Source organism: Aquabacterium sp. (genome assembly GCF_016234775.1).
Taxonomy (GTDB): Bacteria; Pseudomonadota; Gammaproteobacteria; order Burkholderiales; family Burkholderiaceae_C; genus Aquabacterium.
The window spans coordinates 1-25,720 of sequence record NZ_JACRAH010000008.1 but is presented as its reverse complement, the minus strand read 5'-3'; the positions used below and the strand labels follow the sequence as shown (position 1 = coordinate 25,720).

At 60.0% G+C, this 25,720-nt stretch carries 24 protein-coding genes and 2 tRNA genes; 15 read left to right on the top strand and 11 right to left on the bottom strand.

The features are described from left to right. The first annotated feature begins 13 nt into the window (after window positions 1–13). The 13 genes from HY836_RS03270 to HY836_RS03210 all read left to right on the top strand — a co-directional run bounded on the left by HY836_RS03270 (window position 14) and on the right by HY836_RS03210 (window position 14,275). Window positions 14–586: a hypothetical protein gene (locus HY836_RS03270; protein ID WP_290673536.1), complete on the top strand. Its 573-nt coding sequence runs from the start codon at window positions 14–16 to the stop codon at window positions 584–586. Between the two features lie 7 nt (window positions 587–593). Continuing rightward, entirely contained in the window at window positions 594–1,805 is a 1,212-nt protein-coding gene (locus HY836_RS03265; RefSeq protein ID WP_290673534.1) for a glycosyltransferase, read from the top strand. 168 nt (window positions 1,806–1,973) lie between these two features. After that, a complete protein-coding gene (epsF, locus tag HY836_RS03260) occupies window positions 1,974–3,404 on the top strand; it encodes a chain length determinant protein EpsF (RefSeq protein WP_290673532.1) in 1,431 nt (476 codons plus the stop codon). Window positions 3,405–3,409: 5 nt separating this feature from the next. Then, window positions 3,410–4,282, top strand: coding sequence for a polysaccharide biosynthesis tyrosine autokinase (locus HY836_RS03255; RefSeq protein WP_290673530.1), 873 nt, complete (start codon window positions 3,410–3,412; stop codon window positions 4,280–4,282). Between the two features lie 28 nt (window positions 4,283–4,310). Next, window positions 4,311–5,222, top strand: coding sequence for an exosortase B (xrtB, locus tag HY836_RS03250; RefSeq protein ID WP_290673528.1), 912 nt, complete (start codon window positions 4,311–4,313; stop codon window positions 5,220–5,222). Next, window positions 5,219–5,947, top strand: a complete 729-nt coding sequence (locus HY836_RS03245) for an exosortase C-terminal domain/associated protein EpsI (RefSeq protein WP_290673526.1) — start codon at window positions 5,219–5,221, stop codon at window positions 5,945–5,947. The genes xrtB and HY836_RS03245 overlap by 4 nt, the downstream gene beginning before the upstream one ends. Beyond that, window positions 5,944–7,221, top strand: a complete 1,278-nt coding sequence (locus tag HY836_RS03240) for a hypothetical protein (protein ID WP_290673524.1) — start codon at window positions 5,944–5,946, stop codon at window positions 7,219–7,221. The genes HY836_RS03245 and HY836_RS03240 overlap by 4 nt, the downstream gene beginning before the upstream one ends. Next, window positions 7,218–8,408 (top strand): glycosyltransferase family 4 protein, encoded by a 1,191-nt coding sequence (locus HY836_RS03235; protein ID WP_290673522.1) that lies wholly within the window; start codon window positions 7,218–7,220, stop codon window positions 8,406–8,408. The genes HY836_RS03240 and HY836_RS03235 overlap by 4 nt, the downstream gene beginning before the upstream one ends. Next, complete coding sequence (locus HY836_RS03230; RefSeq protein ID WP_290673520.1) at window positions 8,380–9,429, top strand: glycosyltransferase; 1,050 nt, start codon at window positions 8,380–8,382, stop codon at window positions 9,427–9,429. Before HY836_RS03235 ends, HY836_RS03230 begins: the two co-directional genes overlap by 29 nt. Beyond that, entirely contained in the window at window positions 9,426–10,613 is a 1,188-nt protein-coding gene (locus tag HY836_RS03225) for a glycosyltransferase family 4 protein (protein ID WP_290673519.1), read from the top strand. Before HY836_RS03230 ends, HY836_RS03225 begins: the two co-directional genes overlap by 4 nt. Continuing rightward, window positions 10,613–12,226 carry a hypothetical protein gene (locus HY836_RS03220; RefSeq protein WP_290673517.1) on the top strand — a complete coding sequence of 538 codons (1,614 nt, stop codon included), beginning with the start codon at window positions 10,613–10,615 and terminating at the stop codon, window positions 12,224–12,226. The genes HY836_RS03225 and HY836_RS03220 overlap by 1 nt, the downstream gene beginning before the upstream one ends. Before the next feature lie 8 nt (window positions 12,227–12,234). Then, entirely contained in the window at window positions 12,235–13,224 is a 990-nt protein-coding gene (locus HY836_RS03215) for an acyltransferase (protein ID WP_290673515.1), read from the top strand. A 28-nt stretch (window positions 13,225–13,252) separates the two neighbouring features. After that, window positions 13,253–14,275, top strand: a complete 1,023-nt coding sequence (locus HY836_RS03210) for an acyltransferase (protein ID WP_290673513.1) — start codon at window positions 13,253–13,255, stop codon at window positions 14,273–14,275. On the opposite strand, the gene HY836_RS03205 is transcribed toward HY836_RS03210, so the two are convergent. Beyond that, window positions 14,232–15,746: a DUF1501 domain-containing protein gene (locus HY836_RS03205; RefSeq protein ID WP_290673511.1), complete on the bottom strand. Its 1,515-nt coding sequence runs from the start codon at window positions 15,744–15,746 to the stop codon at window positions 14,232–14,234. The two genes, HY836_RS03210 and HY836_RS03205, sit on opposite strands and share 44 nt — an antisense overlap. A 4-nt stretch (window positions 15,747–15,750) precedes the next feature. Then, window positions 15,751–17,625, bottom strand: a complete 1,875-nt coding sequence (locus HY836_RS03200; RefSeq protein WP_290673509.1) for a DUF1800 domain-containing protein — start codon at window positions 17,623–17,625, stop codon at window positions 15,751–15,753. Between the two features lie 154 nt (window positions 17,626–17,779). Here HY836_RS03200 and HY836_RS03195 point away from each other — a divergent pair, with 154 nt between their 5' ends. Then, on the top strand, window positions 17,780–18,913 hold the full coding sequence (locus HY836_RS03195) for a glycosyltransferase (protein WP_290673507.1): 1,134 nt from the start codon (window positions 17,780–17,782) through the stop codon (window positions 18,911–18,913). Here the strand turns inward: HY836_RS03195 and HY836_RS03190 are convergent. Together HY836_RS03190 and HY836_RS03185 are read right to left on the bottom strand one after the other, a co-directional pair. Continuing rightward, entirely contained in the window at window positions 18,886–19,767 is an 882-nt protein-coding gene (locus HY836_RS03190; RefSeq protein WP_290673505.1) for a glycosyltransferase family 2 protein, read from the bottom strand. The two genes, HY836_RS03195 and HY836_RS03190, sit on opposite strands and share 28 nt — an antisense overlap. Further along, a complete protein-coding gene (locus HY836_RS03185; protein ID WP_367114611.1) occupies window positions 19,760–20,260 on the bottom strand; it encodes a putative colanic acid biosynthesis acetyltransferase in 501 nt (166 codons plus the stop codon). The genes HY836_RS03190 and HY836_RS03185 overlap by 8 nt, the downstream gene beginning before the upstream one ends. 276 nt (window positions 20,261–20,536) lie before the next feature. Between HY836_RS03185 and HY836_RS03180 the strand changes: the two genes are divergently transcribed. Continuing rightward, window positions 20,537–21,796 (top strand): glycosyltransferase WbuB, encoded by a 1,260-nt coding sequence (locus tag HY836_RS03180; RefSeq protein ID WP_290673501.1) that lies wholly within the window; start codon window positions 20,537–20,539, stop codon window positions 21,794–21,796. A 73-nt stretch (window positions 21,797–21,869) separates the two neighbouring features. Here the strand turns inward: HY836_RS03180 and HY836_RS03175 are convergent. The 7 genes from HY836_RS03175 to rpsM form a co-directional block, all read right to left on the bottom strand. Beyond that, window positions 21,870–21,946, bottom strand: a tRNA-Met gene (locus HY836_RS03175). Between the two features lie 95 nt (window positions 21,947–22,041). After that, window positions 22,042–22,118 (bottom strand) — tRNA-Met (locus HY836_RS03170). A 120-nt stretch (window positions 22,119–22,238) separates the two neighbouring features. Then, window positions 22,239–22,619, bottom strand: coding sequence for a 50S ribosomal protein L17 (gene rplQ, locus HY836_RS03165; protein WP_290673499.1), 381 nt, complete (start codon window positions 22,617–22,619; stop codon window positions 22,239–22,241). A 209-nt stretch (window positions 22,620–22,828) separates the two neighbouring features. Beyond that, the gene (gene rpoA / locus HY836_RS03160) at window positions 22,829–23,815 is read right to left on the bottom strand and encodes a DNA-directed RNA polymerase subunit alpha (protein WP_035036291.1); all 987 of its coding nucleotides are present in this window, start codon (window positions 23,813–23,815) and stop codon (window positions 22,829–22,831) included. A gap of 142 nt (window positions 23,816–23,957) precedes the next feature. Then, complete coding sequence (rpsD, locus tag HY836_RS03155; protein WP_290673497.1) at window positions 23,958–24,581, bottom strand: 30S ribosomal protein S4; 624 nt, start codon at window positions 24,579–24,581, stop codon at window positions 23,958–23,960. 344 nt (window positions 24,582–24,925) lie between these two features. Then, window positions 24,926–25,330: a 30S ribosomal protein S11 gene (rpsK, locus tag HY836_RS03150; protein WP_035036296.1), complete on the bottom strand. Its 405-nt coding sequence runs from the start codon at window positions 25,328–25,330 to the stop codon at window positions 24,926–24,928. Window positions 25,331–25,365: 35 nt separating this feature from the next. After that, complete coding sequence (rpsM, locus tag HY836_RS03145; RefSeq protein WP_290673495.1) at window positions 25,366–25,719, bottom strand: 30S ribosomal protein S13; 354 nt, start codon at window positions 25,717–25,719, stop codon at window positions 25,366–25,368. Window position 25,720 lies beyond the last annotated feature (1 nt).

Sequence of the window (25,720 nt, the reverse complement as noted above, 5' to 3'; positions counted from 1 at the left end):
AACCTGCAACGCCATGACCACATCAAGCAGCGCCTCAACCCCACCGCTCGAGCATCTGAACCATGCCGGTTGGCGGCATGCCTTGAGCGTGCTGGGGGCGCTGGCCCTTTGTGGCTACATTGATCTGGCCACCGGCTACGAGATCTCGGTCTTCCTGCTCTATGTGATTCCCGTGGCCCTCGCCACGCACTGGGCAGGAGCCCGCGCAGGTGTACTGACCGTCATCCTCGCCACTTGCCTGTGGTTCTGGGCGGATCACCTGAGTGGCCACCCATACAGCCAACCCTGGTTTATCTACGTCAATGCGGTCAATCGCATGGTCTGCTTTCTGCTGGCTGTCGCGGCCATTCGACATGTGAAAAGCCGAAACCAGGCCTTGAAAGAGCAGATCCAGGCCCTCCAGGGTGAGGTTTCGCTGTGCAACGCCTGCCAACGGGTGTGCGCGCAAGACGACTACTGGCGCCCATTTGAAAGCTACCTCACCGAGGTGGTAGGCGCCCAGACCCACCACAAGGTCTGCCCGGACTGCGCGCGGCGCCAGTACGCCCGAGCGTCCTACCGATCACAGCCCGAACAAGCCGGTTAAGCGCCTCATGTCATTTCGTATCCTGCATTGCATTTCATCGGTTGACCCCAAAAAGGGAGGCCCCATCGAGGGCGTCAAGCAACTGTCAACCATCAACCGCAAGCATGGGCATCAGATCGAGGTGCTCTGCCTGGATCACCCGGATGACCCCTGGGTCCGCGACTGCCCCATCACCTGCCACGCCATGGGGCCCAGCCACATCGGCAGCTACCAGTACAGCCCACGCTGGGTACCCTGGCTCAAGGCCAACGCCCACAGATTCGACGCCGTCATCGTCAACGGCATCTGGCAATACCATGCCTTCGGAACCTGGAAGGCCCTGCACAACTCGGCCACCCCCTACTTCGTGTTCACGCACGGCATGCTGGACCCATGGTTCAAACGCACCTACCCGCTCAAGCATCTCAAGAAATGGCTGTTCTGGCCCTGGGCCGAGTACCGCGTCTTGCGCGATGCCACGGCCGTCATGTTCACCTGTGAAGATGAACGTCGCCTGGCTCGCCAATCCTTCTGGCTGTACAAGTGCGACGAATACGTCGTGAACTACGGAACAAGTGCCCCGCCAGACAACGTTGCCGCCCAGACGGCCGCCTTCCGCCTGCGCTTTCCGGAGTTGAATGACAAGCGCAAGCTGCTCTTCCTCGGCCGCGTTCACGAAAAAAAGGGCACGGACATCCTCTTCAAAGCCTTTGCCGCCCAAATCAAGAAAGACCCGATCGGCATGGCCAAGGTGCAACTGGTCATGGCCGGACCGGCCGATCACGACTACGGCAAGCAGATGCAAAAGCTGGCCCGCGAACTGGGGCTTGAGGCACACGTCACCTGGACGGGCATGCTGACCGGCGATGAAAAGTGGGGCGCCTTCCGCTGTGCAGATGCCTTCATCCTGCCGTCCCACCAGGAAAACTTTGGCATTGCCGTGGCCGAAGCCATGGCCTGCGGCCTACCCGTCCTCATCTCCAACCAAGTCAACATCTGGCGAGAGATTCAACAGGCAGAAGGCGGCCTGGTCGATGTCGACACGCAAGAGGGCACGGAAAGGCTGATCGAGCGCTGGATGCAGACCCCCCCTCAGACGTGGGATCGCATGCGTGCCAATGCCGCCCAGTGCTTCAAGCAACGTTTCCTGATTGACCGCACCGCCGAATCCTTCATTGATGCCATGGAGGTATTTGGCATGCGACACCATGGCAGCCCACCCAAACTGGCTGCAAACTGATGCGAACCAAACTGTCATCAATCAGTCATATTTCCGCTCACCCTGATCGCGTGACACATCGATGAACAAAGGCTTCTAAGCCATTTGGCTCAGACTACGTTTTGTCATACTTGGTCTCTACACTCCGCGTCCATCAGCCTCAAGACCAGTTTCGCCGGAGTAGAACCAGTGACTTTTTCGCAGCTCTTTGCCATCTTGCGCGCGAGATGGAAGGTGGCATCGCTCACCTTCTTCGTCGTGTTCGCGGGCGTCGCCATCTACACGTGGCAAATGCCTCGCAGCTACACGGCACAAGCTTCCATCGTCCTGGATGTCAAGAACGCCGATCCCATTGCGGGCGTTGTGTCTCCCAGCCTGGCCACACCGGCCTACCTGATGACGCAAGTCGACGTGATCAGCAGCAGCCGCGTCGCCCGCCGGGTTGTCAAGGACCTGCACCTGACCGATTCGCCGGACATGCGCACCAAATGGCAGGTTGCCACCAACTCAACTGGTGACTTCGATGCCTGGCTGGCCACCATGATCCGCAACAGCCTGGAAGCCCGCCCATCACGTGGATCCAATGTGATTCACGTCAGCTACAAGGCGGCTGACCCACGCTTCGCTTCGGTCGTGGCGAACGCCTTTGTCCAAGCCTACATGGACACCATCGTCGAGTTACGCAATCAACCAGCAAGACAGTCCAAGGATTTTCTGGATGCCAATGCTCGCCTGGCTCGGGAAGCACTGGAGCGGGAACAGGCCAGACTGTCCAGCTACTTGAGCAACCAGGATCTGCTGGTCACCGATGAACGTCTGGATGTCGAGACGACCCGACTCAACGAACTGTCCAATCAATACGTGATGATGCAAGCGGCCGTCGCGGACTCCAGCAGCCGCCAGTATGCGGCCCGGACTGAAGGCGACAAGTCACCAGACGTGATGAACAGTCCACTGGTATCTCAACTCAAGGGCGAACTCATTCGCCAGCAGACCGCATTGGAGCAACTGGCCACCCGCCTGGGCGACGCCCACCCCTCCGTCCTGGAGCTGCGCACCGGCATATCGGAAACCTCTCGCAAGCTGGATACGGAGATTCGCCGTGCCACCAGCAGCGTGGGCGTGGGCAACAGCGTCAACCAGTCTCGTCTGCTGCAGGTCAAGGCTTCACTGGATCTGCAACGCAGCAAAGTGCTCAAGCTCAAGGCCATCCGGGACGACGCCGCCATCCTGCAGCGTGACGTTGACAACGCCCAACGCGCCTATGACGGGATCCTGGCCCGCATGAACACCAGCAACCTGGAAAGCCAGGCCAATCTGGCCAATGTGTCCATCCTCGAAACGGCAGCTGCACCTTCCATACCTTCCAGCCCCCGCATCTTCACGAACCTGACCTTGGGCGGTTTGGTCGCATGGTCCATGGCGATGGCCCTTGCACTGCTGATCGAGCACCTGGACCGCAGATTGCGCGTAGCGGGCGAGGTTGAACACATGCTCAATCAAGCCGTGATCGGCAGCATCCCCTCCTTTGCCAAGCGCAAACAGGGCATCGGCAGCATCGGAGAACGCTTCCAGCTCAAGTCGGCACCCGCCTTGAAAGCTCTGCCCAACGAGGCTTGACGATGATGAATTCAACTACCAACAACTCGTCCCAACGAGCCCAGGATGTCGATACCCTGGGCGAGATCCTTCAGCGCACCAAAGGCTTGACCGCCGAACAGGTTGAACGAGCACTGGACTACCAGCGTCAGCACGGTGTGCGTTTCGGTGAGGCTGTCGTGGCATTGGGCTGGGCTCATGCAGACGATGTCATCTGGGCACTGGCGCAGCAGTTCCATTACCCCTACGCTCCCGGTGGCGGCGCCAAGCTGCACAGTGAACTGGTTGTGGCCAACGACCCGTTCTGTGATGATGTCGAGTCATTCAGGGATCTGCGCTCACAACTGGTCCTGGGCGTGCTGGGCGATCCTGGCCAACGTCGGGCCCTGGCTGTCAGCAGCTCCGACACCGGTGATGGCAAGACATTCGTGGCCGCCAACCTGGCGGTCGCCTTCAGCCAGTTGCCAGGCCGCACACTGATCATCGACGCGAACTTGCGCCAACCCAGATTGCACAAGCTGTTTGGCGTGGAGCCCCGGACAGGCCTGACCAACATCCTGGCCGGCCGCTGTGAGCACAACGTGATTCAGCCAGTCGAGCAATTGGCCAACCTGTACCTGATCCCTGCCGGCGTGCTGGCCCCCAACCCCACCGAACTGCTACAGCGCGCGTCGTTCAGCCTGCTGCTGCGCGAACTGCTTGCCAAGTTCGACCACATCGTGGTTGACACGCCCGCATTTTCCGCAGGTTCGGATGCACGCATCATCGCCGTCCATTGTGGTGCAGCGCTTCTGGTTGGGCGCAAGAACTACAGCCGCATGCCGAAGATGCAGTCCTTTGTCAAATTGCTGAACAAAAGCAATGTGAAGATCGCTGGCGTCCTCGTCAACGAACACTGACGAGTACGACCACTAATTAGCTCACGCCATGACTGCTGTGATTTCATCGGTAACGTCTCAGACATCGACGCGCAAAGTCGTCTGGCCCATGGATGTGCTGGCCTTGTTCATGGGACTGGCCGCACTGTATGCGCCCACTGTCTACGGCCTGTTCCAGGAGGGCTCGGCGGGCTTGTGGCATCAAGGTGAACACAGCCATGGGCCTGTCATGCTGACCTTGTCCATCTGGTTGATGCACAAGCGATGGCAGGACTTCGACAATCTGGCCCATCCCCCCAAGGGGCAATGGCTTGCATGGCCGGTATTGGCACTTGGCGCTGCGCTCTTCATCGCCGGCCGATCACTGGGCATCATTTACTTCGAAGTCGGCTCCTACATCCCGATGTGCGCTGCGGTGATCCTGCTTGTCGGGGGCACACCATTGCTCCAACACCTCAAGTTCCCCGTCTTCTTCAGCCTGTTCATGGTGCCCCTGCCAGGCTTCCTGCTTGACCCGATCAGCCACTTCATCAAAGAGCGCATTTCCATGCTGGTGGCCGACCTGCTCTGGGCATTCGACTACCCCATCGCACGAACGGGCGTGGTGCTATCCATCGGCCCCTATCAATTGTTGGTGGCCGATGCCTGCGCAGGCATGCGCACATTGTTCATGCTGGAAGCCATGGGCATCTTCTACCTCAACGTCGTCAAGCACAGTTCCTGGATGCGCAACATCGGGCTGGCACTGCTCATCATCCCCATCTCCTTCACCGCCAACATGATCCGTGTGCTCGTGCTCACGTTGATCACCTACCACTTTGGAGATGAAGCCGGCCAGGGCTTTCTTCACGGCTTTGCCGGCATCGTGCTGTTCGCATCAGCCATGTTGTTGATGATCGGGCTCGACTCCCTGTTCCGCATGATCTCTTTCACCAAGCCAGTTGAAGAGGTCCGTGCATGAACACCTTTACCCTGCCCTTCACGCCAAGCCGGATTCGACCGGCCATCCTGATCGCCATACTGGGCTTGTTCGCACTGGTATTCGGCTTCGGGGAGGGCCTCAAGCCCCGCCAGTTCTGGTCCGATGAGATCGGCAACCCGGTCTATGAGCACATCATTCCTCGCCAGTTTGGCGACTGGACGGAACTGCCAGGACGTGGCGCCGCCGTTGTCAACCCGGTTCAGGCCGAGATGCTCAACAAGATCTACAGCGAGACCGTCAGCCGCATCTATGTGAACCGGCAATCAGGACGCGTGCTGATGTTCTCTCTGGCCTACGGCAAGGATCAGTCCACCGACACCCAGTTGCACACGCCGGAGATGTGCTACCCGTCTCAGGGCTTCAGGGTGGAGAGCGAGCAGTTGCACGATATCGCCATGCCGGGCGGCCAAATGCCCATCAAGCGATTGTGGACCAGCACCAATCAGCGCGCAGAACCATTGACCTACTTCGTGCGCAACGGCGACTACATCACCACCAAAGGCTCGCTGGACCGCAATCTGGCTCGGCTGGGCGTGGCCATCAGAGGCTACAAGGTGGACGGCCTGCTCGTTCGGGTTTCTGAAGTCAGCCGCCGTGACGACACCTTTGCCTTCCAGGACGCCTTTCTTCGGGACCTGATCGCGGCCATGCCTCCAAGCGACCGATTCAAGCTGATAGGAAAGCTGGCCTTGGAGCGCCCATGAGTCCCTTGCTGGCGAGGATTGTGGCCGCCATGGGGGCCGGCGCTTTCGGGCAGGCTGTCAATGTGCTGATTCAGCTGGCTTCCTTGCCCCTGTTTCTGTACCGATGGGATCTGCCGACCTACGGTACCTGGTTGATGCTGTCTGCTTTGCCAGCCTACCTCTCGATGGCCGACGTCGGGATGGTCTCGACCGCAGGCAACCGCATGACCATGGAAATGGCACGTGACCGTGTCGATGTGGCCAGTGCCGTCTTTCACAGCGCATCGGTTTTCATGGCCATCACCTGCCTGGTGACAGCGATGCTGGCCACGCCGGCCGTCCTGCTGTTTCCCTTACCCGGGCTCACCAACATCGACGAGCGCACAGCCCTGCTGGCGCTGATCTACAGCGTGCTGCTGACACTGATCGGTGGCCTGGCCGACGCCATGTTCCGTGCCACTGGTCGCTATGCACTCGGCGCCTCGTTAGGCACACTGGTCAGGCTGGCAGAGTGGCTTGGCTGGATCGCGGGCCTGCTGATATGGGGCTCGTTTGCCAGCGTGGCCCTGTGCGGTCTGGCAGCACGAACAGGCGGCGTGCTGGTTTCCGTATACATCAGCTCAAGAAAGGCCAAAGGGCTGCGATGGGGCCTGTCAGACGCGAGTTTTGCCGAGGTGCGCGCCATGGTGAAGCCCGCCCTGTCCTTCATGCTGTTTCCCCTGGCCAATGCCATCAGCTTTCAAGGGGCCACCTTGTTGGTCGGCCATCTGTTTGGTACCACGGTGGTGGCCTTGTTCAACACCTACCGCACGATTGCACGGGTCGCGGTTCAAGTCACCGGCACATTCGGCCACGCTCTGTGGGCGGAGTTCGCCCACCTGTTCGGGCAAGGTGGCGCCCACGCTGTCCGAGCGCTCTACATGCGGTCGACCTGGCTAGGCATCGCCATCTCCGTCACCTTGAGCCTGGTGCTCTATGGGATGGCCCCTTGGCTGCTTGACGTCTGGACCCATGGGCGAATTGATTTCGAGCCCATGCTCATGTCCTTGCTGCTGGCGTATGCCGCCGTGTGCGGAAGCTGGCACGTGCCTCGTGTCCTGCTCATGGCCACCAACCAGCACATTGCGCTGTCCGCGTGGGTGCTCGCAGCGGCCGGCGGCGCAGCCGTACTGGCCTATGGCCTGGGCCACATCTGGGGCATCACGGGTGTAGGCATGGGCATCTTGCTGGCCGAGATGGCCATCGCGCTGGGGTGTATCGGCATGGCCCGCAGGATGATGGTGAGGCCAGTATGAAGGTCGTGCTGTCCGTTCCTGGCAAGTTCCACACTTTCGACCTGGCCAGAGAGTTGCACGCGCGACGCGCACTGGCGGCCGTGTTCACAGGTTACCCGCAGTTCAAACTGAAGCATGAAGGCTTGCCGCGCGACCTGATCCGGACCTGGCCCTGGCTTCAGTCCTCCTACATGGCCATGCCCGCCAAACACCGGCTGGGTCCCAAGCTGATCAGGGAATGGGAGTGGGCCATCCGGCTGTCTCTGGATGCCTTCGTCAAGCGTCAGTTGCCACCCTGTGATGTCTTTGTCGGTCTGTCAGGATCTGCCCTGCAAAGTGGGGTGCAGGCCCAATCGATGGGGGCCCGCTATGTTTGTGACCGCGGTTCGGCACACATTCGCACCCAGGATGCACTGCTTCGTGAAGAGGCCCGGCGTTGGGGCCTGCCCTTCGATGGCATCGATCCCCGCGTCATCGAACGAGAAGAGGCCGAATACGAACAGGCCGACTGCATCACCGTGCCTTCGTCCTTCAGCGTCCAATCCTTCATCGACAGAGGCATGGCGGCTTCAAAAATCAAGCTGCTGCCGTATGGCGTCAACCTCGGCACCTTCGCCCGTAGCGGAGAACCAGCCAAGGGACGGCTGGATGTGCTGTATGTCGGCGGCATGAACCTCAACAAAGGCATCCCCTATCTGCTGCAGGGCTACCAGAGACTGCGGCATCCCGCCAAGTCACTCACATTCGCAGGCACGCCCTCCGACGCCTTGATTGAACGCATGCGCGCGCAGGGACTGTGGTCCGAGGACATCCGCGTTCTTGGACATGTCCCGCAAGCTCAATTGAAGGACCTGATGAGCCGCAGCCACGCGATGGTGCTGGCCAGCGTGCAGGAAGGATTCGGCATGGTGCTGTCACAAGCCATGGCCTGCGCCTGTGTCGTGATCGCATCGGCACACACGGGCGGCCCCGATCTGCTGACGGACGGGGAAGAAGGTTTCATCGTCCCGGTGCGCGACGGCAAGGCCATCGGAGATCGCCTGCAACAGTTGGCAGATCAACCCGAACTGCAAAAGAACATGGGCGACAAGGCCATCCAACGCGTCAAACAAGCTGGCGGATGGCGAGAGTACGGCGACCGCGCCTGCGACATTTACAGAACTCTGAGGGAGCCACACGGTGCGCGTGCTGTATCTGGGGGCCACTGACCCTGCCTCGACATCGCGTCATCGAGCGGACGCCTTGCGCCGCATTGGATGCGAAGTCCTTCACATCGAGCCCTTTGATGCGGTTCGCGCTGCCATGAAGGGCCTGCAAGGTGCCTTGCACTACCGCACCGGCTACCTCTTTACCCATGCCCGCCTGGCCAACTGGCTTTCCGCACAGTTGCATGGGCAGGGTCACTTTGACTTGTGCTGGGTCGACAGCGGCGAGCTGATCAGCAAGGCTGCCCTGGACGTGGTCCGCCAGTCCACCAGGCGCATCGTGCTGTTCAACCACGATGATCCGACCGGACCACGTGACCGCCTGCGATTCCAGACACTTCGACGCGCCATTCCCTCGTATGACTTGTGTCTGGCGGTGCGCGACATCAACGTGCCCGAGTTCCGTCACCTGGGAGCCAGAGATGTGCTGAAAATCTGGCGCAGCTATGACGAGGTGGCCCATCGCCCCCGGGATCCTTCAGCGCCAGTGGCCCAGGCATACCGCAACGACATCGTCTTCATCGGTCGACAGATGGACGGCGAAGGCCGAGACCTGCTGATGCAGCACCTGATCCGAAACGGTCTGCGCCCAGCGATCTGGGGCGACAACTGGCAACGATCGAGCATATGGTCAGAACTCGAGCCCTACTGGAAGGGCTACAGCCTCTCGGGACAGGACTATGTCGATGCCATTCGCGGCGCGTCCATCTGCCTGGGCATGCTGTCCAAAGGCAACCGGGATCACCACACCACCCGCACGATGGAAATACCGGTAGCCGGCGGCCTGTTTTGCGCGGAACGCACCCAAGAACATCTGGCGCTGTACCGCGATGGCGTGGAAGCGGCCTTCTGGTCGTCGCCCGATGAATGCGTGGAGGTCTGCAAAGCCTTGCTGGCGCATCCACCGGTCCGCGAAAGCATCCGTCAGGCCGGTCAAGGGCGTGTGTTGAACAACCGCGTCGGCAATGAAGACATCTGCCGTGCGGTGCTCGATCGACTTGGCCTCATCCGGCAGGCAGCATGAAACGCATACTGATTTTCGACAGCCACCCGGTGCAATACAAGGCGCCGGTCTACCAGGCCATGCAGGCACTGCACCCCGATTCATTCGAGGTCATCTATGCAACCGACGTCTCTGTACGCCAGGGTCATGTCGACCGCGAATTCGGCAAGGAAGTGGCATGGGACACACCGTTGTTGAGTGGCTACCGCTATCGCGTGCTTCACAACGAACGGGGCGTACCACTCAGCTCGCCTGCCAGCCTCACCGGCCGGGGGATCTTCAAGCTGCTGCGAACAGAGCGGCCCGCCGCTGTGATGCTCACCCAGGCCCGGTACTGGTTCGACCACACAGCCTATCTGTCTGCACTGGCTTTGCGCATCCCCATATTGATTCGTCAGGAAACACAGGACGACATGTATGCAGGCCAACGCTCTCCACTCAAGGAAGTGGTACGCAAGACAGCCTACCGCCTGCTGTATGCGCCGGCCCGTCATGCCTTTGCCTTTGGTCAACTCAACCATGCGCACCTGACACGCCACGGGGTACCCGATCAACGAATCTCTCATGCCAGGTTCTCGGTGCCCAACCCCCTGTCTGGTTGGCGAGATGAACAGCGCTGGTCTGCGCGTCGCGCCCTTCGCGACAGCATGGGGCTGAGCGACGAGCACATCGTCCTGGGCTTCTTCGGCAAGCTCATCGACAAGAAGAACCCTGAGCTGCTGTTCGAATGCCTGCCTCATCTGCCGCAAGCGGTTCGCGCGCGCCTGCACATCATGGTGGTAGGCGCCGGTGAGTTGCAAGAACGAGTCGCACGATTGGCGGCCGATGCCCTGCAACGCCACGGCGTGACATGCAGTTTCATGGGCTTCATCAACCAGAGCAAACTGCCCGACTATTACCTGGCAGCCGATATCGTGGCCTTGCCCTCTCGCCGCATGGGTGAGGCATGGGGGTTGGTCATCAACGAGGCTCTGCAAGCAGGGTGTGGTGTGGTGATGAGTGACGCCGTGGGTTGCATGGCGGAGTTCGGGCAACTGGAACGTGTGCGGGTCATCCCGGTTGGCAGCGCGGCAGGCCTGGCGAGCGCCATCGATGCGCTGGCGCCATACCGACGCAATTTTCACTGGGCGAGTTCGCACATGCAGCGCTATTCCAGCGAGGCTGCAGCACAGGCCATTCAGGCCGTTTTCAAGAGGTATGTGTGATGCAAGTTTCACCTCTGCGTTGGACCAGGAAAGACCTCTGCTTTGCGCTGCTGCAGCTCGGCGCACTCTGCGCGTTTGTCATCCAGCTGCTGATCAGCGCCGACCCGGTCAACCTCGAATGTGTGGGCTGGGTGGTGATCTCGTCATCACTGGTTTTTCAGTATCTGTGGCGCAGCAATTCACCGGAACAGTACCCGGTTTCTGCATTGGCCCTGCTGGGCCTTTGCGTCACGACTGTGTATGCCGCGCTCCTTGCCCAGTCGGTGGATGGCGCCCCACTGATCGAACTGCTACGTTGGCCTCAGACGACATTCCGTGTGCTGGCCGCCGTGCTCTTCCTGAGCGTGCTGGGCCACTGGATCTATCGGCATCTGGCGGCCCCTCAGGCTGGCGCACAACGCATCACTCGGCTGGTGCACCGTCCATTGAAGATCGTGGCGATCCCGTCCGTGCACATGATCTGGCTGATGTCAGGTGTGGGCGCCTATGCGTTGGCAACCGGTGGTGGCGTCGCCACGGGTGACGTCGGTGGCAAGGCCTTCCAGGCCTTGAACTTTCTGGCTTACATGCCCTTCCTGATTCCGATCTATCACCGGCAATACGGTGCCCGATACTGCACCATGAAGACTCAAGGTCCGCTCATTGCGGGGTATGTGGCCTTGCTGTGCGTGATCGGCATGGCATTGAATGCACGTCAACTGATGGTCATTGGTCCCGTTCAAGCGCTGCTCATGTATCTGGTCTATGCCTGGCGTGACGAGCGCCCCGTCACCAGATCGACCGTGAAGTGGTTGCTGGTGTCCGCCGTCTCGCTGATGATCGCCATCGCCATGTTTGCGCAACTGGCCACCGCCATGGTGCTGGTGCGCGACAAGCGCGACACATTGAAACCGTGGGAGTTGATCAAAGAAACCGTCACGACCCTGACTGACTCTGCGCGCATGGCCCAGTACAGGCAGGACGCGCTGCTTGACGCCCGCTACAAGGTGTTCGACGAAACCTATTTGTCCAACCCGGTCATGGCCCGCTTTTCGGAAACCAAGTTCCACGACAACACCATCTACTTTGGTACCAGGCTGACGGATCGGGATCGCTCGGAGCTGTGGGATGCCACGATCGACAAGAGCCTGGCCATTCTTCCCCAGAACCTGCTGGACGCCCTTGAGATCCGCGTTGAAAAGGACGATTACGCCTTCTCCTTTGGCGACTACTACCGCTATCTGAACGAGGGCCTCGACAACACACTGGGCGGTTTCTCGGTCGGATCCGTATGGGCGCATTTGCTGGGCTTGTTCGGTATCGAGTGGTTCCCGGTCGTGGTGTTGCTGCTGGTGATACCTTCCAGCATGTACCTGGACAGCTTTGTCACACGTGAGCAAGGCGTCGTCAACATCGCCCCCGTGATCATGTGCTCGGCCTGGAGCCTGTTCTCCTATGCGCTGGGCAGTGAGTCCCTGGCATGGAAGATCGGCTTTTACTTGCGTGACATACCGCAGAAGATGCTGCTCTATACCGTGATGTACCTGATCATCATGTGGGGTACGCAGTTGTTCGGGCGCCGGCTGGATGCCACCCTTGACGATCAAGCAGAGGCTCGCGGAGAGCCCACTTGACAACCGGGATGAGCAGGGATCCCTTTGGCGACAGCATCAGAGGTCTGGCCATCATCGGCGTCGTGGCCATACATAGCCTGGACAGCGTCCTGCCAAGCGCGCTTTACCAGGCTGTCTCGGCTTGCTTGCGCTGGTGTGTACCTGCCTTCATCTTCCTGACCGCGTTCTACACCGCCGCACCGAACTGGACAACCACGGGGGAGTTCGTCGCACTCTGCTTGACGCGAATCCAACGGCTCGCCTGGCCATTCATCCTGTACAGCGCCCTCTACCTGCTGCTGAACAAGCAGCCATTCGAGATCCCCCTGAACAAGCTGTTCACCACGCACCTGAGCGGATACGGATGGCCTGGCCAATACTATTTCATCATCCTCTTTCAACTGACCCCCATCGTGTACTGGCTGGCACGCAGAGGCGTGACCGCGCATGAACTCGGGGCGATCTGGGTACTGGGGCTGGTGGTCTACGCCTGGGCCCCCATGGGATACCGCGAGTTTCCGTTTCTATCCCAACTGGCAGATCGCCCCTTCCCGTACTGGCTCCCATATGTCGCGCTCGGGGTCTACAGCGCCAGGCACCGCGATGTATTCAAGTTGATCGCGGCGCGAATACCCGCCCATACCGCGCTGATCGTCGGGCTGCTCGCCCCCCTGATCCTGATCTGGGCTGGCCCGCAAGAAGGCCATGAGAGTCCTTACCTGAGACCCCAGGTCCTGATCGCCTCGACACTCTTTTTGGGCGCAGCACGCCTGGTCTGCGATCAGCTCACGCCACCGCGCTGGCTTCAGTACATTGGTCGCTACTCGCTCGCCATCTTCTGCCTGAACCCCTTGTTCATCTGGTTGCTGCGGTCCCATCTCCCGGCCTTGAACTCAACGAGTCACCCATGGTCGCATGCGGCGCCACTGGCACTGGTCTTTGTAGCGCTTGTCATCGCGGCGTCGCTGATAACCGGCAAGCTGTTGCAACTCATCGGCCTGCGCAAGCTGGTTGCCTGACCACATCACCAAGCTCCCCGAGATACCCGTGAAAGCAATCAGCGAACTGCGCAGCGAATTGATGGGGCTGGCCATCATGTGGATCATGCTGTATCACATGGGCTTCAAGCTCCCGCTGTTCCTCGCCCCAGTCACCGCGGTCAAGATGCTGGGGCTGACAGGCGTGGACATCTTCTTTCTGCTGTCAGGCCTGGGCATCAGCTTCAGCTGGCACGCTGACCCCAACACAGCGCGATTCCTGCAAAAGCGCCTGGTGCGCATCGCGCCTGTGTTCTGGACACTGGTGCTGTTCTCGCTGATTCGCGACAGCATGCTGACTTCACTGGCCCTCCAGGACATGACGCGGTTCATCGGCCTGGACTTTCTGCTACTTGGACAACTTGACCGCTGGTTCGTGCCGGCGATCCTGCTTTGCTATGGCCTGTTCGTGATCGTTCAGAAGGCTCGCACGTGCAGCAGCTTGAAGCAAGTCTTGCTGCTCTGCCTTGCCGGCGTGTTGATGCTCGACCTGTTGCTGCCGGACAGTGAACTGGATCACCTGCTGATCCTCACCGTGCGACTCCCGGTGTTCCTGCTCGGCATCTTGATCGGCCAACATTTGATAGAAGGCCGCGCGGCCATGCTCTGGCAAAGCTGGAAGCTGAACGGTGCGCTGTTGCTCGGGGGGCTCGCGCTCTGGGCCACAGTGGCATTGGTGGTGCCCAATCCTGTGGCCTGGCGATATGGCCTTTGGTGGTATCCCACCGCGCTGATGGCTTATCCCGTTTGCCTGTTCGCAGCACAATGGCTGACAACGATGCGCACGGAAGGCGCCTTGAGAACCTGCTTAAGGGTGTTCGGACAATACAGCCTGGAGTTGTACCTGGTTCACGAGTTCATCTACAGCCTGGCCCCGCACCTGGGCATTAACTCCGTGGCGATCAATGTGTGGCGACTGCCCGAGTACCTCATCTACTTCCTGCTGTCAGCGGTGCTCGCAGTCTGGATGGGCCCCCGATTTGCCCGACTCAAGCTTTCATCAAAGGCAGAAAGCGCCCTGACCCGAAGTTGACCAGGTTCGGGAAAATGCCCGTCAGATCGTTGTCCCCCACGCCAAACCAGCGCCCCAGCGAGGCACCATACTGATCGACAGACAGGCGCGGCAACAACACACCATTGGTCAATTGATCCGGGCTTGAGTCGAAGTCATTGTTGGCCATGTTCTTTCGTCCCAGAACGGGAAAATCGCCAATGATGTCCCCCCCCTTGACGGCACCGCCCATGACGATATGGTGTGCGCCCCAGCCATGGTCTGTTCCATCACCGTTGCTGGTAAATGAACGCCCGAAATCCGATGCCGTGAAGGTGGTCACCTGGTTGTGCATGCCCATCTGCCCCAAAGCCTGATCGAAATAGCTGAGTGCATGATTCAATCTGGCCAGCAGATCTGCGTGGCTTTTGTTCTGCGTATTGTGGGTGTCAAAGCCACCCAGTGACACGAAGAACACCTGGCGCTTCAAGCCGAGAACTTGTTGTGCCGCAATCGTTCTGGCCACAGTCTGTAATTGCTGGGCCAGAGGGTTGAACTGCGCCCCACCTGCCAGATTTCGATAGTTCAACATCGACGGTGCGCCGAAGGCCTCCGCCCCCGGCAGCGCCACGCTCAGCAAGCGCTCGTAGGTGATGCTGCGCCTGGTCACATCAGCAAGATCGGCGGAAAGCAGGTGGCCATTGCGGGTACGGCTGACCACGCGCTCCAAAGCAGCACCAACCACATCCGAATCGTAGACCCGCAACTGCCCCGTCTTCGCCCCTGCACCCCCAACTCGGATCGGCCCCGTCTGGGCCAATTGGTACTGCCTGACCGAATCACCCGAGAGCCAGACCGCATGGCCGGACAAAGATATCGCCGTGAACATGCTGCTGCCATTGCCACTGGCAATCGCATCTGCCAGACGTCCACCCCATCCAACAGTGGCCCCCTCCGGCGCCATGGCCATCCACGTGCTTTGCTGGTCGTTGTGCGAGAACAGCTTGCGTGGCCTGTCCTTCTGGCCTTTGACATAGTCGGATTTGGCAAGAGGCCCACACAGCGGGCCCACATTCGCCACGATGGCCAGCCGCTTGTTGGCAAAAAGCGCAGCCGCATCACCCAGCATCGGGTGCAGCGCAAAGCTGCGTCCCTCCTGCGCCGTCACCGGCGCAATCGGCAGAACCCCACCCAGCCAGGCTGGCGACCCAGGCAACTGGGCGCGATCGGGCGCCACGCCTTTGCGCAAAGCGATGGACTCCGGTTGCTGGTTGCGCGTGCTGGTATAGGCGGCCCAGGAGGGCTCGTCAGTGGCCAGAACGGTGTTGAAGGCGTCATTGCCACCATGGAGGAATATGCAGACCAGCGCCTTGTAGTCAGTGGCTGTGGTGGCCGCCACCGCACTACTGGCCGCGAGCGACATGGCAAGCGGGGCAGCGCACCCCGTTGCGGCCCATGCCGCCGACTGCCTCATGAACAGACGGCGGTCAGCTTGAAAATCAACATGGTTCATCGATCTACCTCTGAACTTGGTACTCAGGTGATGCGGCGGTCAGCAGCAGCGCCGTCCACAAGCGATGCTGTCGTGTGCGTGCGATCTGCTCCGTTGTCGGTGGGCTGCTCACACGGAACTCGACGGACGTCACCGCCTCCCTCAGCTCCTGGGCCAGCTCCTGCGGCATCGTGCCGTACATCAGCAGCTGGTTCAGCTCCTCCACCAATTCGGCAGGCCGATCGGTCAGCCTGGACAGAGGATGCTGCGGATCGGCATTCGCCAGGAGCTGAATGTCCTGCCGCGGCCCGGCGCCTCCATAGCCTGATGAGCCCAAGCCACCCCACATGAAGGACGTCAGGAAGTTGATGTAGCCCGCCGCGCTGGTCTCGGTACTGATCTGCAACTCGGGCGTCAGCAAACCGGCCCTTGCCATGCGTGAGCCAGGCATCACATAGGCCGGCCTGAAGAAGTTGAAAACGGAAGAAGAGGCCATGGGCGATTGGCCGAGCGACGTGCCCGGATCTTCCAGGCTGGTGACCAGAAACATGCCGCTGTCCGACCTCACGCCAATGGCCCGCGCCAAAGCCGTGAACCTCAAGATCGGCTCCCTCACCTTGCCAAAGCTGTTGCTGCTTAACGCGGACAGGTTGCGTGCCTCCGGATCCAGGTAAACGGCCCGGACCATGGCCCTGAGACTGCCGCCACTGCGATCAAAGGCTTGTGCCACTCTCTGAACATACGCGGGGCTCGGGTTGCTGGTGATCAGCCGCTGAATCAACTGTTTGCCAATGAAGGGCCCCACATTCGGGTGAGCTGACAACACATCCAGTGCCACATCAAGATCTGATTGCGGCGAAGAAAACAGGCTGGCGCCAATGACGGTCCCCAGGAACCGCTTCTCCGATCTGGAATGGTAGAGCGCATAGCCACGCATGTCCGTCACATACTGCTGGGGCAGCGACGGGTCGGAGGAAAAGCAGGTCGGGGTCAAACCTTGAGGGCACCACCAACTCCACCCGGTGAAGACCTTGGCCAGGCCTGTGATGTCGGCGGGGCCATAAGTCTCGATGGGTTGCCCCGCCGCATCGGTCTTCAAGGAGCCATCCTTGTTGAGCTGGTACAAACCGATCGAGAAGAGCTGCATGATCTCGCGCGCGTAGTTCTCATCAGGCACGCGCCCGGAACTGGCGTTCTCGCCGCGATTCTTCATGTGCGACAGATAGCAGCCCATGACCGGATTGAGGCTCACGGATGCCAACAGATCACGAAATGAGCCGAAGGCATGCCGCCCCAACATGTCCAGGTATCCGGCCACACCTCGGCTGTAGGCGTTGTCGCCGCAACTGTCCTTGATGGACACGACAAATATCTCGGACAGGGCAAAGGCCACCCTTTGGCGTAACTGGTCCTTGCTGGTCAGTGCCTGGCGCATGAAGCTGCCGACCACCTCGCCACTGCTGGCCCTTTGTCCAGGACGAGCCTGCTTGATGGCGTGATCGCTGAGATCCCAGGCCTGCACATGCGACATGGTGCTCAGTGGCATGTCGAACTGCTCATCCAGCCACGCCGGAATGCCGACCGACATGAGATGGGACACCTCCTCCGGCGTGGGGCCAAAACTGGCCTGCGTCAGAAAGCGTGTGGCCTCCTGCCGCGATAGTTCGCCCTGTCCTGAAGTCGCCGCTGCCTGGATGAATGCCTGGCTGGTTGCAGAACCGTCAGCATGGGTAGGCGAAGCGCTGCAGGATGGGCACCCCCCACCACAGGCAGACAGCAACAGCCCAACCATCACCAGACACAGACCATGAGCCATTCGGATCATGTACTCGCGCATGCCTTGATCTCCCATGCCAACAGGCTTGAATTCGATCAGGATGATCACGGTTTGGCCGCGCATCCGATAGGTAGAAAATCCGCAAAGCAGCAAGCTATTACAGGCGCTTACCGATTCGTCACGTCGTCATCGCGTCACATCCAGCGAGCACACTGACAGCCCTCCATCGCCTGAACCCGCCCACATGAATCTGGTCTTCTTCTGTCATCCACCATTCATGCGGTCGCAAAGCATGCCGCGCTTTGCCAGGATGGTTGGCGAGGCCATGCAAGACAGAGGGCATCAGGTGACGTACTGGGCGCCGCAAGACAGGTTTCACCGGCTCTTCGCGCATACGCGCCTGGCCAAGTGGGCCGGCTATGTCGATCAGTACCTGCTGTTTCCACTGGAGGTCAAGCGCAGACTGAAGTCCTGCCCACCTCAGAGTCTCTACGTGTTCTGCGATCAGGCCCTGGGGCCGTGGGTGCCACTTGTCGCACACCTGCCGCATGTGGTGCATGCCCATGATCTGCTGGCCTTGCGCTCGGCGTTGGGCCTCATCCCTGAAAATCCCACATCCTTTACCGGTCGACTCTACCAACGCTATATCCGTCATGGCTTTCAGCGGGCGAGGCACTTTATCAGCGTCTCGCATCGAACCCGCCGCGACCTCGATACCTACGGCGGTGTCTATGCCCTCACATCCGAGGTGGTCTACAACGGACTGAACTACCCATACAGGCCCATGCGACGTGACGAAGCCCTTGCCACCTTGCAAGGTGCAGGCGCTCCGCTCGGCGAGCAAGGGCATATCCTGCACATTGGCGGTGGCCAGTGGTACAAGAACACCGCCGGCGTGATTCAACTCTACGCACAGTACGCCAGCAGGCATGCGCACCCCTTGCCATTGTTGATGGTGAGTCCTCAGCCGACTGCTCCTGATGTCCTGGCTGCGCTGGCAGCCGTGCCAGCGCAAGGATCCGTCATCTTCAAGCAAGGCCTGGATAACGAAGCCGTGCGCGCCGCCTATTCGCTGGCGCGGGCCTTGCTGTTTCCCAGCCTGGCGGAAGGCTTCGGCTGGCCCATCATCGAGGCGCAGGCCTGCGGCTGCCCGGTGATCACCACCGATGAAGCGCCCATGAACGAGATTGGGGGGCCCTTGACCCAATATCTGCCTGTTCTGCGAACCGACACCAACATGGCCGAGTGGTCCTCAGATGGGGCCGATCGACTGGAAGCCTTGATGCAAGCACATGCAGCGCATCCGCAAGATCACCAGGTGCGCCTGCTCCAGTGGGCGGGGCAATTCACACAGCAGCAGGCCATCGATGCCTATGCCAGGATCTATGAAAGGGTGTTGGCCTGTCGCTGACCCTGCTGGCGCAACTCCTCGGCCTTGAGCACGATCATGTACTCGTAGATGGCGCGCAAGATGGCATAAACCAGACCCGCGCGACCATCGAGGAAACCGCGCTTGCCAATGTAGAGCCCCATGAACATCACCAGCGGCCGCAGTGGCATGCGGTAATAAAGGCCCTTCTGGTGAAGTCGCCGCACCTGGATGTCCCGCGCGAACACGGCTTTGAGCAGGCTGAACCGCATCTGTGCATCGTGGCCACCGACGATATGGCGCGCCTCCTCGGTGCTGTAGCCATTGTGCTTGCTGAACCAGTGGCTCATGCCTTTGCTGAAGGGGTAGTGATCAAAATGAGCATCCAACTCCCCGATATCACCATCGATGTGTGTGATCGGATTGATCACGCGCTCGTATGAGACATGCGCTGGCTTGAAGATTCGTACCTGATATGGCGTCACTGTGACGTGTCTGATCCAGGTGCCCAGAAAGTAGTCCTTGCGCAAGATGCGATAGCCCACAAACGCGCCCGGCGCAACAGACATGTGCCTCAAGGCCTTGACCAGGCTGTCTGTCGCACGCTCGTCTGCATCAAGCGCAAGCACCCATTCATGCTTGAAGGGAATATGACACAAGCCCCAGTTGCGGTGGCTGGCTTCGTCCCCCCCGAATGGCGCTTGGCTGTTCGGATAGCTTCGCTGCGTCACATGCGCACCCATGCTGCGCGCGATGTCAACCGTGTTGTCCGTGCTGCCCGAATCATAGACATGCACGTCATCACACCACGTCACACTGCGCAGGCAACCTGGCAGATCCGCCTGCTCGTTCTTCGTCAGTATCAGCACAGATACTTTGATGGCATCGTCAAGCACGCAACCTCCGCCGCTTGATCGCCCGGGCAGGATTGCCGGCATAGACCATCCACGCACCGTCGGCCGGCGTCCTGGTCATCACGGCCCGCGCACCCAACACGCAACCGGCCGGTACGCTCACACCTGGCCCCACAAAGGCCTCCGTGCAAATCCAGGCCTGCTCGCCAATGCAGATGTCCTTGGCCATCAACTGAAAGCGTGGATCATCGTAATCGTGTGTGCCGCCACACAGGTGAGCCCCTTGTGAGATCACGGCCTCACGCCCGATGCGCATGGCACCCATGTTGTAGAAGATGACGCGCTCACCCACGCCCACACGGTCTGCAATCTCAAGCTGCCACGGCGCCCAGACTCTGCACGAAGCATGAATGTGAACCTGGCGCCCGATGCGTGCACCGAACAGCCTCAGCAGACCGACACGCCACACATGCATGGGGCGCAGAGACGGTCGAAACAACAAGGCCCAGACAACGCCCCAGATGGCTCGCGCCACGCGGTTGCGCAGTGAAAAGGATGGGCCTGCACGGGAATCTGTTCCCTGGAGGATCACAAACGGGCTCCTGTGATGGCCGACAAGGCCGGGGACGGATCATGCGCCCGAGGCTTAACGCGACCATGTCCAGCCATGATCCTTTCGGCTCACGGCGAAGCACCAGGGGCGCATTCATCGGGCAAAAGCAACAGATCGACGTCCTCGCCGTTCGGACTACCCCCCGCGACTTGGTGGCGTTACACGCTTTTTGAATCATCCGAAGCCAAGAGGCCAAAGATGAAAATCCTGATCTACAGCGCAAACTACGCACCCGAGCCAACCGGTATCGGCAAGTACTCCGGCGAAATGGCCGAATGGTTGGTCACACAAGGCCACGATGTGCGCGTTGTCGCTGCGCCGCCCTACTATCCGAACTGGAAGATCGCCCAGGGCTATGGATGGCCCTTGTACCGCCGAGAGCGCATCCAGCAAGTCGATGTCTGGCGCGCGCCCTTGTGGGTGCCAGCAAAGCCCAATGGGCTCAAACGCGTGTTGCATACTCTCAGCTTTGCCGTCAGTTCTGCGCCGGTCATGCTGCGCCAACTGCTGTGGAGCCCTGATGTCGTACTGACGGTCGCGCCTGCGCTGGCCTGTGCCCCCATGGGATGGCTGACAGCCAGACTGTGTGGCGCCACGGCCTGGCTGCATGTTCAGGACTTTGAAGTGGATGTGGCCTTCCAGATGAGCCTGCTCAAAGGGCGCCACCTCAAACGCTTCACCTTATGGTGTGAACGTCACCTGCTTCGACGCTTCGACAAGGTCTCCACGATCTCAAGCAAGATGGCCGAGAAGCTGCGCAACAAGGGTGTGAACCCGCAAGCCATAGAACTGCTTCCGAACTGGGTCGATACCGCTGGCGTCAACCCCTTGAGCGCGCCCAGCAGCTACCGCGCCAGCCTGGGCATCCTGCCCGAGCAGACCGTGGCCATGTTCTCTGGCACATGGGGCAGCAAACAGGATCTCCTGGCCATCCCCGCCGCAGCGCGCCTGCTGGCGCACCGCCAGGACATCCAGTTCGTGATCTGCGGGGATGGGGTCATGCGCCCGGCCATTGAAGCCGCTTGTGCGGACCTGCCCAACGTGCATCTGCTGCCCCTGCAACCCAAGGAACAGCTCAGCGAGCTCCTCGGCATGGCCGACATTCACCTGCTCACGCAGAGCGCGGAAGCCGAAGATCTTGTTTTGCCATCCAAGCTCAGCGGCATGCTGTCCAGCGGCCGCCCCGTTGTGGCTACCTGTCATCCCCACACCGAGTTGGCACAGGTTCTGACCCATTGTGGCCTGATCGCCCGCCCGGGTTGTGCCAATGCACTGGCCGAAGCTGTTCAAACGCTTGCGGACGCGCCAGCCCAACGCGCCGAACTGGGCGTCCACGCTCGCAGTTACACCGAGCACAGCTTCGCCAAAGACAGCATCCTCGGCCGTTGGATGCATCAGTTCATCGTCAGCCGCATGCCGGCCACGGTGGGTGTGTACACCGAGAACAAAGCCAATTGACCGGCATACCCCGGGCGCCGACTTCCTGACCTGAAAAACAAAAAGGCCCTCGTGAAGAGGGCCTTTTTTTGATTGGTTGCGGGGGCCGGATTTGAACCAACGACCTTTGGGTTATGAGCCCAACGAGCTACCAGACTGCTCCACCCCGCGACTGATGCGGTATTCCGGCTTGTTTGTGGCCTTTCTGAAGGACCAGCCAGAGAACAAAAAAGCCTATCTACTCGACAGGCTCTTTTGAAAGAACTTGGTTGCGGGGGCCGGATTTGAACCAACGACCTTTGGGTTATGAGCCCAACGAGCTACCAGACTGCTCCACCCCGCGACAGAGAAAGCTATTATGGCACGACTTTGAAGATTTGGCTACAGGTCGCTCAAAACAAATAAAAAACCCGCAGCGCTTGCGCGTTGCGGGTCTTGTCAAGCCTGGAGAGGCCGCGCCAGCTTATTCAGCGGCTGCAACTTCTTCAGTACGCTCAACCAGTTCCATGTAGGCCATCGGTGCATTGTCACCAACGCGGAAGCCCATCTTCAGGATACGGGTGTAGCCGCCAGGACGCTTGGCGAAGCGAGGGCCCAGCACGTTGAACAGCTTGACCACGTTGTCGCGGTTACGAAGACGGTCGAAAGCCAGACGCTTGTTGGCCAGCGTGGGTTCCTTGGCCAGGGTGATCAGCGGCTCGACAACGCGACGCAGTTCCTTTGCCTTGGGTACGGTGGTCTTGATGGCTTCGTGCTCGATGAGCGAGTTAGCCATGTTGCGCAGCATCGCCAGACGGTGCGACGAAGTGCGATTCAGTTTACGGAGTCCGTGTCCGTGACGCATGGTGCTAGTCCTTTCTTTATAAAACCGACGGCCGTTTCAAGGTACCGCCGGGTGCACCGGATGCCCTGACGGGTCATCCACCTTCAAAAATACAAAACTCTGTCAAAGTCCACCCCCCCGATTCAGCGGCAGTCGCAGATCCAGCTTTGCTGGTCTGCTGACTGCGCCCCCTTGAGAGGGCCGCCGAAGGCGGTAGGGGGTGGGCTAGATCAACGCTTGTCCAGGCCTTGAGGAGGCCAGGCTTCCAGGCGCGAACCCAGAGCCAGACCGCGGGAAGCCAGAACTTCCTTGATTTCGTTGAGCGACTTGCGACCCAGGTTGGGGGTCTTGAGCAGCTCGGTCTCGGTGCGCTGGATCAGGTCGCCGATGTAGTAAATGTTTTCGGCCTTCAGGCAGTTGGCGGAACGCACGGTCAGTTCCAGCTCGTCCACAGGACGCAGCAGGATCGGATCGAAGTTCTGAGCCGACTTGGCAGGCGCGTCGAACGCGGCGATCTCGGAGCCTTCCAGCTGAGCGAACACAGCCAGTTGTTCCACCAGGATCTTGGCCGAAGCACGGATCGCTTCCTCAGGCGAAATGGCGCCGTTGGTTTCGATTTCCATGACCAGCTTGTCCAGGTCGGTACGCTGTTCCACACGGGCGCTTTCGACCGTGTAGCTCACGCGGCGAACCGGCGAGAACGAAGCGTCCAGCACGATGCGGCCGATGGCCTTGCTCGACTCTTCGCCATAGCGACGGATGTTGCCCGGCACATAACCACGACCCTTTTCGACCTTGATCTGCATGTCCAGCTTGCCGCCTTGGGACAGATGGGCGATCACGTGGCCAGGGTTGACGATTTCAACGTCGTGAGGTGTCTGGATGTCTGCGGCGGTCACGGGACCTTCGCCATCCTTGCGCAGCACCAGCGTGACTTCGTCACGGTTGTGCAGACGGAACACCACGCCCTTGAGGTTCAACATGATGTGAACCACGTCTTCCTGCACGCCGTCAATGGCGGAGTACTCGTGGAGCACGCCAGCGATGGTGACTTCAGTAGGAGCGAAACCGACCATCGACGACAACAGCACGCGACGCAGCGCGTTGCCGAGGGTGTGGCCATAGCCGCGCTCGAACGGTTCGAGCGTGACCTTGGCGCGGTGACCGCCGAGCGGTTCCACCTGGATGGCTTTTGGTTTCAGCAAATTCGTTTGCATGAGGTCTTCCTGTCAATACCCTCGGCTCGTTACACCGATAAGGCTGCTGGACCAACCGGAGCGGTTGCTCCGGCCCTGAAATACAAATGCACAAGGCCACGCGACACGACCAACAAGCCGTGAAGCGCAGCCACTGCGTGCATTAACGAGAATACAGTTCGACGATCAGCGATTCGTTGATGTCGGAGCCGAACTCATCACGGTCCGGGCTCTTCTTGAAGACACCTTCCAGCTTGGTGCCATCAACAGAAACCCAGCCTGGCAGACCGATGGAATCGGCCAGCTTGAAAGCTTCTTGCACGCGAACTTGCTTCTTGGCCTTTTCACGCACAGCGACCACGTCGCCGGTCTTGACCAGGAACGAAGGGATGTTCACGACTTGACCGTTCACAACCACACCCTTGTGACCCACCAACTGGCGAGCTTCGGCGCGGGTGGAGGCAAAGCCCATGCGGTACACGACGTTGTCCAGGCGGGATTCCAGCAGAACCAGCAGGTTCGAACCGGTGTTGCCCTTGCGGCGCTCGGCTTCAGCGAAGTAGCGGCGGAATTGCTTTTCCAGCACGCCATACATGCGCTTGACCTTCTGCTTTTCACGCAGTTGCAGGCCGAAGTCGGAGGTACGCGAACCGGAAGTACGGCCGTGTTGACCGGGCTTGGTGTCGAATTTAGCCTTGTCGCTGATAGGGCGGCGTGCGCTCTTCAGGAACAGGTCGGTGCCTTCGCGGCGGGCCAGTTTGGCCTTGGGTCCGAGGTAACGTGCCACTTTTCGTGTCCTTGTAATGTCTGACGCCGGTGCCGCCTCAAATACGGTTGACCAACGCGAGTCTGGCGAATCACAATCGCGCAGACGGTGGGCTTCAAATCAGGTAGCCGGCCGACAGGTGCCCCACTCTGCCAAAGCGTCAAAGACGCGGCAAAAAGTCACACCAAATCCGCCCTCTACCACAGAGAACTTGCGATTATAGCAAGTTGCGCGCGCACTTGTACATGACTGTCTTGCGACTTTGTCAAGATTGCACAACGCGCGAACCTCGCACGCGCTGCTGCCAGAGCGTGCGAGGTATTGATCTGATCAGGCTTGAGGCCCGACCAGTCATATTGACAGCATCAGATGCGGCGACGCTTCTGAGGACGGCAACCGTTGTGAGGAACGGGCGTCACGTCGGAGATCGAGTTGATGCGGATGCCCAGCGAAGCCAGAGCGCGCACCGACGATTCACGACCAGGACCGGGGCCCTTGATCTCGACGTCCAGGTTCTTGATGCCTTGTTCTTGAGCAGCGCGGCCAGCCACTTCAGCGGCCACCTGGGCTGCGAAGGGGGTGGACTTGCGGGAGCCCTTGAAACCTTGACCACCCGACGACGCCCAAGACAAAGCATTGCCCTGACGGTCGGTGATGGTGATGATGGTGTTGTTGAACGAGGCGTGCACGTGGGCGATGCCGTCCGCAATATTCTTGCGGACCTTCTTGCTCACACGACGGGCAGCGCTGTTCGCAGGTGCTTTAGCCATGATGTCTTTCTCTTGAACTCAGCAATTAGCCCAGATCACTTCTTACCAGCGATCGCCTTGCGCGGACCCTTGCGAGTACGTGCATTCGTGCGAGTGCGTTGGCCGCGCATAGGCAGGCCGCGACGGTGACGGAAGCCGCGGTAGCAGCCCAGATCCATCAGTCGCTTGATGTTCATCGAGAGCTCGCGACGCAGGTCACCTTCAATGGTGAGCCTACCCACTTCTTCTCGAATTTTTTCCAGGTCGCTATCAGTCAATTCCTTGATCTTCTTGTCGAAGGGAATGCCTGCAGCCGTGCAGATTTTCTGCGCGGTTGTGCGACCAATGCCGTAGATCGAAGTCAGACCGATTTCGGTATGCTTGTGCGGCGGAATGTTGATGCCAGCAATA

Coding starts and splice junctions, on each gene's coding strand:
- HY836_RS03270 (WP_290673536.1), top strand. CDS start 14: ATGACCACATCAAGCAGCGCCTCAACCCCACCGCTCGAGCATCTGAAC.
- HY836_RS03180 (WP_290673501.1), top strand. CDS start 20,537: ATGAAAATCCTGATCTACAGCGCAAACTACGCACCCGAGCCAACCGGT.
- rplQ (WP_290673499.1), bottom strand. CDS start 22,619: ATGCGTCACGGACACGGACTCCGTAAACTGAATCGCACTTCGTCGCAC.
- HY836_RS03225 (WP_290673519.1), top strand. CDS start 9,426: ATGAAACGCATACTGATTTTCGACAGCCACCCGGTGCAATACAAGGCG.
- rpsK (WP_035036296.1), bottom strand. CDS start 25,330: ATGGCTAAAGCACCTGCGAACAGCGCTGCCCGTCGTGTGAGCAAGAAG.
- HY836_RS03240 (WP_290673524.1), top strand. CDS start 5,944: ATGAGTCCCTTGCTGGCGAGGATTGTGGCCGCCATGGGGGCCGGCGCT.
- xrtB (WP_290673528.1), top strand. CDS start 4,311: ATGACTGCTGTGATTTCATCGGTAACGTCTCAGACATCGACGCGCAAA.
- HY836_RS03235 (WP_290673522.1), top strand. CDS start 7,218: ATGAAGGTCGTGCTGTCCGTTCCTGGCAAGTTCCACACTTTCGACCTG.
- HY836_RS03245 (WP_290673526.1), top strand. CDS start 5,219: ATGAACACCTTTACCCTGCCCTTCACGCCAAGCCGGATTCGACCGGCC.
- HY836_RS03220 (WP_290673517.1), top strand. CDS start 10,613: ATGCAAGTTTCACCTCTGCGTTGGACCAGGAAAGACCTCTGCTTTGCG.
- HY836_RS03255 (WP_290673530.1), top strand. CDS start 3,410: ATGAATTCAACTACCAACAACTCGTCCCAACGAGCCCAGGATGTCGAT.
- HY836_RS03195 (WP_290673507.1), top strand. CDS start 17,780: ATGCGGTCGCAAAGCATGCCGCGCTTTGCCAGGATGGTTGGCGAGGCC.
- HY836_RS03265 (WP_290673534.1), top strand. CDS start 594: ATGTCATTTCGTATCCTGCATTGCATTTCATCGGTTGACCCCAAAAAG.
- HY836_RS03215 (WP_290673515.1), top strand. CDS start 12,235: ATGAGCAGGGATCCCTTTGGCGACAGCATCAGAGGTCTGGCCATCATC.
- HY836_RS03205 (WP_290673511.1), bottom strand. CDS start 15,746: ATGAACCATGTTGATTTTCAAGCTGACCGCCGTCTGTTCATGAGGCAG.
- HY836_RS03200 (WP_290673509.1), bottom strand. CDS start 17,625: ATGCGCGGCCAAACCGTGATCATCCTGATCGAATTCAAGCCTGTTGGC.
- rpoA (WP_035036291.1), bottom strand. CDS start 23,815: ATGCAAACGAATTTGCTGAAACCAAAAGCCATCCAGGTGGAACCGCTC.